Genomic DNA, 11,470 nt, shown 5'->3' with positions numbered 1-11,470 from the left:
CATTTACGGGACAAGCCTTAGATGATGCGATGGCGGAGCTTTCCAAGGGCGGGCTGGAGCCTCACAGCCAGCTCATCGCCGAGGAGTTCATCGCTGGCCGCGAACTACATGTTGATGCTCTATGGCATGGGAAAGAACCACTCTTCCTTATCGTCAGTGCCTACTACGAGCCGCGGCTCTCCTTGCTCGAAGGGAAAGTTCCCGATGAACCGGGTGTTCCTCTGGACGGCAGTTACATCATTCCGAGGGAGCAGAACCCAGATCTGTACGAGAAGGTCCTGCATCTGCACCGAGTCGTGAACGGGGCGCTCGGAGTCGAGCGGGCCGTGACTCATCTCGAGCTCTTCGAACGTCCTGATGGGCAGCTCGTGTTCTCAGAGATTGCGACCAGGCTCGGCGGCGGCTGGATCGGCCCCCTGCTCAGCGAGTATCTGGGGTACAACGTTCAGCGGGCTGTCGCTGACGGTCTGCTCTTGGGCCGGCTGGATCCACCCTGCCCGACACATCCCTACCTCGGCGCATTGCATCTGCGTCCAACAGGCCCGGGAACAATTACCGCCATCCCTGACGTGGCACAGATGCTCTCCAAGAACGGGGTCCTCCGAGCCCAGTGCTGGAGAGCTCAAGGTGACCCCGTCCAACTGGACCATCCATCTGACTGGTGCGCCTTTGTTGTGCTAGGCGCAGATTCGCGAGAGCAGTACGAAGCTCTTGCCCGTCAAGTAGTCACCGAATTTCCGGTGGAGGTTGAGCCGTTTGCGAGCCGCGAACAGCCCTAGCCACCAGCCCGGTTGAGCCTAGCCACCCGATTCAACAGGTGGCTGATTCCGAGTTACACACTGTCAACGCAACTGGAGATCCACTATGTACACGGTTAACGAGATCGCTTCGATGGACTATAACCAGCTCATCGGCGTCGTCCGTGAGACGAACCGCCCGCCCGGCGGCCTTCGCAGCCTGGCTGCTATCGCTCAGCATGCTTTCCTCAACAAGGACTCGCACGTGCTGGAGATTGGAACGAGCACCGGTGTGTCCGCGGTAGCACTCGCGCAGCTGGTCGGTTGCAAGGTCACAGCGATTGACATCAATGAGGAGAGCCTCGTCGAGGCCCGTCGACGCGCCGAGGAAGCTGGCGTCTCACACCTGATCACGTTTGAACGCAAGGACGCCACTGCGACTGGCTACGACGACGATGCGTTCGACATGGTGTTCTGCGGGAACGTGACCTCCCTCATTCCCGACCGCGACCGGGCGCTGTCGGAGTACACCAGGGTCCTCAAGACGGGCGGGTTCATCGGAGCAGTGCCGATGTACTACGTGGACGAGCCCTCGGATCAGCTGATTGCAGACGTCCGCGAGGCCATCCAGGTCGACATCACTCCGCTCTACAAGGAGTTCTGGGTGGACTTCTTTGTGGGTGGGGAGCGCCACGACTACTGGAGCCAGGACCTCCGATTTGACGCCATTCCGGTGGATGTCGTGGACCGTTTCGTCGATGACATTCTGCGTCGTTCTCACCTGGATGCACTGGCCGATGACGCGCGCGAGATGCTTGAGAAGCGTTACCGAGAGCAGATGCAGCTCTTCCGGGTCAACCTGAGCCACATGGGCTTCACTTGCCTGCTCCTTCGCAAGGAGCCTGTGGCCGTTGAGCCCGAGCTGTTTACTTCCACGGCTGTCTGAATATGGCTGCTGAGGAGCCGGTTTCACTGAGGCCTGGCGCGCCATCGTGGCCTCGCGCTCTTTCAAAGGGCGATCTGGTCTCTGTGTGGGCCCCCAGCTCCGCTGCACCAGCGGCGTTCCCTCAACGGTTTGAACGCGGCGTTAGGGCCTTGGAGTTGGCTGGGTTCAAGGTACGGGTCTTGCCTTCGTGCCGTACGGCGATTGGCTATTCGACCTTGGGGCCTGCAGAACTGGCTCAAGAGCTCCATAGCCAACTCAAGGACCCAGAATGTGCCGGCATATTCGCTGCAGTTGGTGGATGGTCAATGCTCAATGTGTTGCCTCACATTGACCTCGACTTGGTTCGTGAGTCGGCGAAGCCAATCATTGGCTACAGCGATCTGAGCGCCCTACTCAACCTCGTCGCCTTTGGCGCAGGTGTCGTCTCCTTCCACGGGCCCATGGTCCTTTCGGAGTGGGGAGAGGCCGGGGGGCCGTGGGACTTCACTGCTACTTCCTTCCGCAAGGTCTCTGGAATGGAAGGCGCATGGTCGGAGTACAAGGTCCCGGCAGCACCGGACTGGTCGGACGAGATGCTGTGGTGGGACCGGGACGATACGAGACCGCGTGCTCCCGTGGACGGTGGAGAACAACTGCGAGTGGTACAGGCCGGTGACGGGACTCCGGTTGAGGGACGGCTATGGGGAGGATCCCTCGTGGCCCTACCGCTTGCTCTCGGCACACCGGTCTGGGAGCAGCCTGAAGATGTCCTGATCTTTCTTGAGGCAGAAGGCATGGCGCCAGATGAGTTCGCAGCTCGGATAATGCAATTGAGCCTGTCTGGGGTATTCAAGCGAGCCGCTGGCCTTGTGCTCGGAAGGATGGGCCAGCCACGGTCCTGCCTGAACGGTTTTGACGACTTTGATCAAGTTGTGCGGGGAATCGTGCCGCCAGGTCTTCCGGTCGCAGCCGGATTTGATATTGGCCATACCGAGCCTATGTCCACGTTGCCTGTGGGCGGTTTGGCGCGGCTGGACTGCGCGCTCGAGGTTCCCACCTTCTCGCTGATCGGCCCGAATTAGAGAAACAGACAGTTGCAGAGAGGATAAGATCATGGGTAGCAATCAGAGCGTACCGAACGGTGAAACTCCGCGTCCCCCGCTGGACATATCAATGCCGGGTTTTCCGGAGTCGCTTCCTAGCGACGTGATGTTCGAACAAGAGACCATCCGGATCATTAAGGATGGATTCGAGAGGTCTGGGTTCAGGCCTCTCGATACGGCGGCGATCCAGCGTCAAGAGGTGCTGGTTGCCGGCGGCGCTCAGTATCTGGACGGCGGCATTCCAGAATTTGCCTTTTCCGTCACGGAACCTCCGGAGTCGTATACGGGCGCCAACCTTGCACTGCGTTACGACCTGACTGTTCCGGTATCGCGGTTTATTGCTGAGCATTCAGACAAGCTCGCCTTCCCGTTGCATTCCTACCAGATCAACAAGGTCTGGCGAGCAGAGCAAATGCCGACTGCAACACATTGGCGCGAATTTTACCAGTGCGATGTAGATGTGATTGGGCGCGACGAACTCAGCCTGCTATACGATGCCGAGATTGCCTGTGCCCTCAACTCCGCATTCCAGAACATCGGTGTCGACGGATTCACCGTCCGCATCTCGAACCGCAAGGTTCTCGCAGCGTTGCTCGACAGCCACGGAGTTCGCGTGCACCGGGCCCGGTCCATCGTGCAGATCGTGGACAAGGGCAACAAGCAGGAGTTTGACGAAACGGTAGAGCAGCTCACTGCAGCAGGGATACCTGCTGCAGTAGCAGCTGACCTCGGCCGTTTGGTGGGCGCATCGACCCTGGAAGAAGTACGCGCTCTGCTCAAGCTGCGTGGGGCGGATACTACCGGTGTAGAAGAGCTGGACACCGTCCTTAGGGCAGCCGCCGATCTGGGCATGCCTGAGGATCGGCTCGTCCTGGACTGCTCGATCACCCGCGGCCACGACTACTACACCGGCACCGTATTCGAAACCTTCGCTACCGGGCGAGAGCACTGGGGTGCCATCGGGGCCGGCGGCCGCTACGAAGACCTGCTGAAGCACGTCAATGGCGGCAACTATCCCGGAGTAGGTATGTCCGTGGGTCTGGCACGGCTCATGGGCCTTCTCCGTGAGGACGGAGTGGCAGCAGAACGAGGCCTCCGCGAGAACTCGGTGGTGGTACTGCCGCGGGCGGCAGGGACAGCAGAGGCCGTGGTCCAGGCCGTCCGGAAGCTCCGGGACTCAGGCTACGAGACGCGAGCCATCTTCGATCCCGTCGATGAGGCCGGGGCCAAGGAGATCGCTGCCGAGTCGAAGGTGGCAGCTGTGGTCGAGATTGGCCTCGGCGGCGAGACCACGGTCTACGACGTGGCTTCGGGGTCTCGCACCTCAAGCACTCTTGAAGGGCTGCCTGCCGGTCTTCGACCCGCTTCCAACTAGAACGCCTAGGCCGGGGCACGGAATCTCCTCCGTGCCCCGGCCGACGTGTTCTCTACGCAGCGACTTTCTCGGTGCCCGCTCTCAGGCGCCAGGCTGGCGAAGCAGCCCGAATCACACCTTCTGGATCGTGACGGTGCAGCAAGCGAGCCTCGCATACGGCACTGCGATCACGGGGGTCGCAACTATCTTGATGGACTTCCACCAAGTACAGGTCCAAGGCGACAAACCGATGGCCGTTCCTGGGCCTGACGGTGGCTCGGGTTTCGTCGAAGTCACCCCAAGGATCGGTTGACATTACGCTGAGGGTCCGATCGCAGAATTCCGTCCGCAGGCGCTCATCCTTATTGATCATGAATATGCGTTCCAGAATGGATACCACCCGGAAGAATTCGGTAGGGAGTACACCGAACGGATCCAGGGGCTTTGTGCCGCGCCCGGACTGATCATAGAGGACGATGCGGAGCTGCTCCCACTGCATCGGGAGCTTGTAGTTGAACATGTTGTAAGCGCAGAAGGGCCAGGTGTTCTTATTGCGTACGGTATGCCAGGTTTGTATTCCCAAGTAAACCGCAGCACTGCCCAAAATGAAGGCCGGGCGGAGAGTCCGTGAGGTCATAATTTCCCCTGATGTGAATGAAGACGGAGGATTCGCGCATCCTTGCCGGTCAGAAGTGCGCGGCATGACGCCATCGTAAAGCATGAGAGGGATTCTGTCATGGGAATGAGATTCCAGAAGTCTAGGTTTGCAGAACCAGATGCATTGGATCGACTCTGCCTGTCTCGAGTCATAACTGGAGCGGCAGTTGTCAGAACTGTATGGAACATGCCTCCAGGTAAGTTCCTCGCGGAATACTCGGAACTGCTGGATCGAACCAAAGATGATGCACCCGATACACGCACGTTGCACCCGATCCTGTACGAAGCAATTCGTGTAGCTGCGGTGACATCGACTGCGGCGTGGGCTCTCGGGGCAGAGAGTCGCATCGTAAAACTAACTGCCAACGCGACGTTCGCTGTTCTGCAGAAGTATGTTGTTGACTTCAACAAGGACCTCTGGAGCTACAACAGCCACCTAAATATCTTCCTGGGCCTCATCTCACTGGCTGATACCAGTAGTCGAGGCGAGGCCGCCGACTCGCCCGATCATGCCGCCCAGGAGAGCACTGCCGTTGCCGCCCTGATGGCTCTCCAAGCCTATTACGCCTGGGTCTATCTACAGTCAGGGCTGTCGAAGGTCGTCGCCTCGGGATGGAGCTGGACACATGGGAGCACTTTGAGGGGAGCTTGGGGCGAGCTCGGAACCCCAGCAGGAAAAAAGCTGGCCGTCTCCGACATCCGTTGGGCCAGAGCTGCGAGTGTCGCAACAATCATCTTCGAACTCGGTTTTGCGCCAGCGCTACTGACTGGTTGGCGTTATCGGCAATCTCTGGGCGCGAGCTCGGCAGCCTTCCATGGCGCCATCAAGGCAACCATGAACATCTCATTCTGGCACCTCTCTTGGTTCTCTGCACCCCTATTTGTACTGCCTAGGCCAGCCGTTGAAGTTGCGGCCCTCAATGTCCGAGCTATGCGTGCACCCCGTAGGAAGCGATGGGCCGTGCTAGCCGGTGTAGTTGTCGCTGCCGCACCGCTCGTTCCAGTTGTTCTCAAGGAAGCCGCGCGATGCACAAGAGAGCTCAGGAGGAACATATGACAGCTATACCCCTCCCCTATGACGACCTGCTGTTGTCTGAGGGAACCGCGTTGAACCCGTATAGCACCTTCGCTAAGCTTCGGGCTTATGACCCCGTCTACTGGCATGCCCCTACGACAAGTTGGTACGTAACCTCCTACGATTTGGTAGCGACTATGCTAAGGGAGCGGAGTCTATCTGCATGCCCTGGCGATTATGTCGGAGACCAGCAGCCGGAGGACCTCCCCGCAGTAAAGGCTATGGAGAAGTTCTTTAACTCATGGATGGTATTCAGCGATCCGCCGAATCAAACTAAACTTCGGGAATCCGTGACATCAGCTTTTACCCGCCGCGTGGCTGACAGTTGGTCTGGTTACGCTCGCGAAATCGCCGTTAAGGAGTTTGCACGCCTAGGATCGGGTGAGATTGATCTGGCCGACCTAAGCTTGCGGATCGCGAGTCGCTTCACATGTGCCGTGCTTGGCGTACCAGAGGAAGACGACGAACAAGTGCGCCTCTGGTCCAACGAGCTTATCGCTTGCCTGTCAACGCCAAAGCTCAACGCGGATCGCGCACGTGTCGGAGTGCGTGCTATCGAACAGCTCGGAACATACCTCGACACTCGTGTGCTGCCCAGGATCCGGAAGCCAGTAGATGATCGTTTGTTGCCGCTAAAGGGTATGGCCGACCTTGATCACGACATGGCTCTGGCCCTCTTCACTCAACTTCTGACCGGCGGTATCGATCCGGTAGCGAGTAGCCTCACCACAGCGCTGGAGAGATTGCTTTCCTCTGACCATCAGGACTGGACTCGGATGGCGTCCTCACCCGAACTGACTGATAAGGCAGTAGAGGAGGCGTTGCGGTTTGATGCGCCGTTCCATTTTGTGCCACGGACAACAACTGAGTCGATCCAAATAGGTGACCACACCTTGTCAGAAGGAAGCCGGGTGGTGCTCGTAATCGCAGCAGCCAACCGAGATCCACTTGCCTATCAGAGTCCTGATGAATTTATTCCTAGCAGGGAAGGTCCATCTCACTTGTCCTTTGGGCTTGGTCGACACTACTGCTTGGGGGCAATCCTGGCCCGCATGGTGCTTCGAGAAGCTCTTCAGGAAGCTAGTAGGTGGGTACAATCTTCGAGTCCGATGTACATGAGTGGTGAGCGCATGCCTGCCTTTGGTGTTAGCACATGGAAGAGGCTAAGCATACTGGTCTAGCGCCGACATCACATATGTATTCGTGCTGTATTAGCTTGTTCTTTATCTACCAAGATCTTCCGGGCTTACCGATGGCCTTGAGGGTCTCGGGGCGTTTGACGATTTTGCCGACGTCGTAGCGGGGTGCCCGGTGATTTTTTTTAGCGCCGGTGGCCGTCCGGGGGCGGCTCCTCGGGGTTTGGGAACACGGGCCGGGCAGACGAGGCGAGCGCGGATGTTCCTGAACCCCGAGGAGCCGGAACGGGGGTGAGTCGATCGGGGGTGGTCGGTTGCTCCCAGGGCCGGCGGAGGTCCACGGCGAGGGATCGGGCGAGCCGGAGCTGAGCGTGGGCGACGATCAGGATCCAGGTACAGCGGTCCGCAGCCTCGGGGGTGCGGAGTTTCGGGGTGGTCCATCCGAGGGTCTGCTTCGCGAAGCGGAAGGTGTGCTCAAGGAGTAAGCCGCAATGGGCACATAGACGAGCCGGGCGCGGGGAATGTCCCGGTCGTGGGGGTTGATGGCTTGCTCGGTGTGGCGGCTGCGGTTCAGCGGTTGCGCGAGCGGCAGGCCGGTGATGAGGAAGGTGGTGACCCGCAGTGGACGGGCCTGTCGTCGCTGAGCTCCCCAGATCCCGCAGTGGGAAACGGTTCCGGAGCTGAATCGTCAGATGGTGGTGCGGCTACTGGGGATGCTGGCCGCGCGAATGGTGATCGCGAGTGCCCCGGCCGGACGGGACGGGGGTGAGACCCGTGAGCACGACGACTCCCGCTCCGTGGGATCGGATTGACGGCAAGGTCCAACCGTGGCATCGCGACCGACTCGCGGTGGTCTATGTCCGCCAGTCGACGCCCCAGCAGGTCATCGATCACGCCGAGTCCACCCGGTTGCAGTACGGACTCACCCAAAGGGCTGTTGACCTGGGGTGGGCCCTGCCCCGGGTACTGGTGATCGACGAGGACCTGGGGCATTCGGCGTCCGGCATTGAGGACCGCCCCGGCTTCCAGCGGCTGGTCTCGGAGGTCGGCCTCGACCATGTCGGGCTGGTGCTGGGCATCGAGATGTCCCGGCTGGCCCGCAGCGGACGTGAATGGCACCAGTTGCTGGAACTGTGCGCGCTGTCGGGGGCTCTGCTGGCGGATCCGGACGGAGTCTATGACCCGGCCGAGCACAACGACCGGATGCTGCTGGGGCTGAAGGGCGCGATCAGTGAGGCGGAACTGCACCTGATCAAGCAGCGGATGTGGAACGGGCGCATCGGCAAGGCCCGCCGCGGCGAGCTGGCCGTGCCGCTGCCCGTGGGCTATCTCCGGCGCCCGGACGGCCAGATCGTCCTGGATCCCGACGAGCAGGTGCAGGCCGTCGTCCGCCTGGTCTTCGACCTCTTCGACGAACTGGCCACGATCAACGCCGTGTTGTCTTTCCTGGTCGACCACGGCATTCAGATGGGAATCCGGGCGCGCGAGGGGCCCGAGCGGGGCGAGCTGGTCTGGCGCCGCCCGAGCCGGGTTGGGGTGCAGAATATGATCCGCCACCCGGCCTATGCGGGGATCTATGTCTATGGCCGAAGCCGCCTGGACCCAAGGCGGCGACGGGCGGGACGCCCGTTCACTGGCCGGGTCCGGCGGGCTCGGGAGGACTGGCTGGTCTATCTGCCCGGGGTACTGCCCGCCTATATCGGCCTGGAGCGTCACGAACGCAATTTGGAGCGGATCGAGGCAAACCGGGCCCGCGCGCAGAGCATGGGCGCGCTGCGGAACGGATCGGCCCTGCTGCCCGGGCTGGTCTACTGCGGCCGGTGCGACGCTCGCATGGTCGTGCGCTATCAGCACGGCGCGGGCGGGAAACCATGGCAGATATACGAGTGCAGCCGCGCGAAAAGCGACTACGGCGGCGAGTTGTGCCAGCAGCTGTCCGGCCCCTGCGCCGATCGCTATGTGACCGGGTTGTTGATGGCGGCCATGGCGCCGGCTGCGCTGGAGGTGTCGTTGGCCGCGGCCGAACAGGCCCAGCAGCGTCGGGCGGAGGTCGACCGGATCTGGCGTCAGCGTCTGGAACGCGCCGACTACGCCGCGGACCGGGCCCGACGTCAGTACCAGCTAACCGAGCCCGAGAACCGCCTGGTGGTACGGGAGTTGGAGAAGAACTGGGAGCGTGCGCTGGCCGAACGGCAGCAACTGGGCGAGGACTACGATCGCTTCCTCGCCGCCCGGCCCCGCCTGCTCACCGTCGCCGAACGCGAGCAGATCAGGGCACTGGCCGCCGACCTGCCCAGCATCTGGCAGGCGCCCACCACCACCGACACCGACCGCAAACAGCTGACCCGGCACCTGATCGACAAGGTCCGCCTCACCGTGATCGGTGACAGCGAGCGCGTCACGGTCCAGGTCATCTGGGCCGGCGGCCACCGCACCGACGGCGAACTCATCCGCCCGGTCGGCCGCCTGGACCAGCTCAGCTACTACCCCCAGTTGGCCGCGCGGGCCCGCGAACTGGCCGCCGCCGGACACTCCGCCCGCGCGATCGCCCAGATCCTCAACGAGGAAGGCTTCCGCCCGCCCAAGCGCCGCGACCACTTCGGGACCCAGGGAGTACGCGGGCTGCTGCAGGATCTGGGCTGCGTCAGCCCCTACGAGCAGGCAATCCGCCGGTCCGCGGCCCCACTCGACCGCCATGAATGGTGGCCGACCGAGCTCGCCCGCGAGATCGGCATGCCACGCGTCACTCTCTTCGGATGGATCCAACGCGGCTGGGTCACCGCCCACCAGCAACCCGACGCACGCCGTTCCTGGGTCGTGCACGCCGATCCCGCCGAAGTTGAACGACTCCGCCGACTCCACCAGCGACCCCGAGGCTGCCCCGCACGACAAGCCTGGCTCGACCACCAACAGACGACGATAATTCCGAACGAGGAAGGAACCCGACGCGATGACGGACAACCACACGTATGACAGCACTGCGGCTTGCTCATCTCCAGGTCGAAGCGGCGGAGAAATGCCTGCCAGAAGCGGTCCACATCGCCCGGGGTGGCACCGGTCTTGGAGGACCACAACCACACCGGTGGGGCAGCCCGCTCCTTCGACAGGTGCTCGACCTTCAGTCTGATCAGCATGCCCTCGACCAGGGGAAGTTCACCATCGTGGTCGAGCCATGGGGAGCGGTGCGTGAGCCGGGAGTGGACCCGGCCCCATGCCTGGGTCTCGGCCCTGCCGTAGTTGGTGGTGTCGGTGATCGCGGGCTCAGGTCAGGTCTCCGGCTTGGTGAACCGGAATTCCGGGCCGTGCTTGGGCGGCTGGCCGTTGACGCCATGCATCCGCGGTGGCTTCGGCAGGCGCATCACGCGGTCGGAGCGCACCCGGCCGACCAGCTCGACCGGCAGGTCGCGCAGGACCCAGGCCAGGCGGGGTGGGTATCTCCGGTGCCGATCTCCACGACAGCCAGGCCCTGATCCCGCTGATGCGCGGCATTCCACCGATCCGCTCTCACTATGGGCTCCGGCGCCGCCGCCCCGCCAAACTCCACGCGGACAAGGGTTGCGACTTCGACCACCTGCGAGGATGGCTGCGCCGTCGGCAGATCGTGCCACGTATCGCCCGCCGCGGCATCGAGCCGTCCGACCGCTTGGGCCGGCACCGCTGGGTAGTCGAGCGCACAATGTCCTGGCTGAACGGCTGCCGTCGCCTGCACTGCTGCTACGAGCGCAAGGTCGAGCACTTCCTCGCCTTCGTTGGATTGGCCAGTGCCCTGATCTGTTACCGGCGCCTCAACCGAGCAGGACACCCTTAGGGCTTGCCGGGAATCAACACGTCGGTTTGATCTTGTTTTTGTCGAGGTCGAGGAATCTCGCGATGTCAGTCGGTGTGCGGAAGCGGGCGGTCGAGGCAGGGATGTGAACTTCGTGGGCTTCCAGGAGCGGGCGGACATCTTTCGCTGCGCGGCTGATGGTCATGGCGGTGGTGTTGAAGAGCTGGCCCAGGAGGTCTATGGTCGCGAGTTTTCGCAGGTGGAGCACGGTGGCCAGAATCCGGTCGGCTGAGTTGAGCTTGGGTTTGGCTCCTGTGCCAGGGGCCACCAGGCGTTCGTGGCCTCTGCGGGTGCGGAGCACTTGCTCGCGTTGAATCTCCATCGCTGGAGTCAGCACGTCGATGAGTTCGTTGAGCTGCCGACGGGTCATCCCGGTCAGTTCCGGGTCCTGTAGCGAACGCCGCGTGAGGCGGGCCGGTCCGTCCGCCTGGGCCTCGTCCTGTGCGCTGGTGGTGGTCGCCGTGTCCGTCGGGCGCTGGTGGTGGAGGGTGTAGTTCCAGTCGCCGTGGAAGCGGTGGCGGGTGATGGGCAGGGCGGCGATCTCGTCGTCGCTGACGCGGATGCCGGTGGGGTACTCACCGCTGTCGAGTTCGGCCTGGACGGTGAGGCCGGTGCGGCTGGTGGTCGCGGCGATGGGAGCTATCGTCAAGACTTGTG

General features: G+C 62.2%; 8 protein-coding genes and 4 pseudogenes. 8 read left to right on the top strand and 4 right to left on the bottom strand.

Translation table 11 applies throughout. The features are described from left to right. From J0695_RS23875 to J0695_RS23860, 4 genes and pseudogenes are all read left to right on the top strand, one after another. Positions 1-779: pseudogene (locus J0695_RS23875) on the top strand (hypothetical protein); the annotation flags it as partial. A gap of 85 nt (positions 780-864) precedes the next feature. Continuing rightward, positions 865-1,683, top strand: a complete 819-nt coding sequence (locus J0695_RS23870; RefSeq protein ID WP_206964676.1) for a class I SAM-dependent methyltransferase — start codon at positions 865-867, stop codon at positions 1,681-1,683. Positions 1,684-1,685: 2 nt separating this feature from the next. Continuing rightward, complete coding sequence (locus J0695_RS23865; RefSeq protein ID WP_242553101.1) at positions 1,686-2,744, top strand: S66 peptidase family protein; 1,059 nt, start codon at positions 1,686-1,688, stop codon at positions 2,742-2,744. Between the two features lie 31 nt (positions 2,745-2,775). Further along, positions 2,776-4,140 (top strand): ATP phosphoribosyltransferase regulatory subunit, encoded by a 1,365-nt coding sequence (locus J0695_RS23860; RefSeq protein ID WP_206964666.1) that lies wholly within the window; start codon positions 2,776-2,778, stop codon positions 4,138-4,140. Positions 4,141-4,192: 52 nt separating this feature from the next. Here the strand turns inward: J0695_RS23860 and J0695_RS23855 are convergent, their stop codons facing one another. Then, on the bottom strand, positions 4,193-4,639 hold the full coding sequence (locus J0695_RS23855) for a hypothetical protein (RefSeq protein WP_206964664.1): 447 nt from the start codon (positions 4,637-4,639) through the stop codon (positions 4,193-4,195). A 222-nt stretch (positions 4,640-4,861) separates the two neighbouring features. Between J0695_RS23855 and J0695_RS23850 the strand changes: the two genes are divergently transcribed. After that, the gene (locus J0695_RS23850; protein WP_206964662.1) at positions 4,862-5,833 is read left to right on the top strand and encodes a hypothetical protein; all 972 of its coding nucleotides are present in this window, start codon (positions 4,862-4,864) and stop codon (positions 5,831-5,833) included. 239 nt (positions 5,834-6,072) lie between these two features. Further along, positions 6,073-7,032: a cytochrome P450 gene (locus tag J0695_RS23845; protein WP_206964660.1), complete on the top strand. Its 960-nt coding sequence runs from the start codon at positions 6,073-6,075 to the stop codon at positions 7,030-7,032. A gap of 46 nt (positions 7,033-7,078) precedes the next feature. Here J0695_RS23845 and J0695_RS44100 read toward each other — a convergent pair. Further along, positions 7,079-7,466, bottom strand: a pseudogene (locus tag J0695_RS44100) (NF041680 family putative transposase); the annotation flags it as partial. A 295-nt stretch (positions 7,467-7,761) separates the two neighbouring features. Here J0695_RS44100 and J0695_RS23840 point away from each other — a divergent pair. Next, a complete protein-coding gene (locus tag J0695_RS23840; RefSeq protein ID WP_206964658.1) occupies positions 7,762-9,960 on the top strand; it encodes a recombinase family protein in 2,199 nt (732 codons plus the stop codon). Between the two features lie 20 nt (positions 9,961-9,980). On the opposite strand, the pseudogene J0695_RS45465 reads toward J0695_RS23840, so the two are convergent. Continuing rightward, positions 9,981-10,412, bottom strand: a pseudogene (locus tag J0695_RS45465) (transposase); the annotation flags it as partial. On the opposite strand from J0695_RS45465, the pseudogene J0695_RS23830 reads away from it, so the two are divergent. After that, positions 10,406-10,795, top strand: a pseudogene (locus J0695_RS23830) (transposase); the annotation flags it as partial. The pseudogenes J0695_RS45465 and J0695_RS23830 sit on opposite strands and share 7 nt — an antisense overlap. Before the next feature lie 13 nt (positions 10,796-10,808). On the opposite strand, the gene J0695_RS46280 reads toward J0695_RS23830, so the two are convergent. Then, positions 10,809-11,470, bottom strand: a 662-nt coding sequence (locus J0695_RS46280; protein WP_443726329.1) for an ISAzo13-like element transposase-related protein, incomplete at its 5' end; no start/stop codon positions are given.

The sequence above is a fragment of the Streptomyces beijiangensis genome, assembly GCF_017315755.1.
Classification (GTDB): domain Bacteria; phylum Actinomycetota; class Actinomycetes; order Streptomycetales; family Streptomycetaceae; genus Streptomyces; species Streptomyces beijiangensis.
Note: the sequence above shows the minus strand (reverse complement) of the source record. Positions and strands in the feature narration are given on the sequence as shown.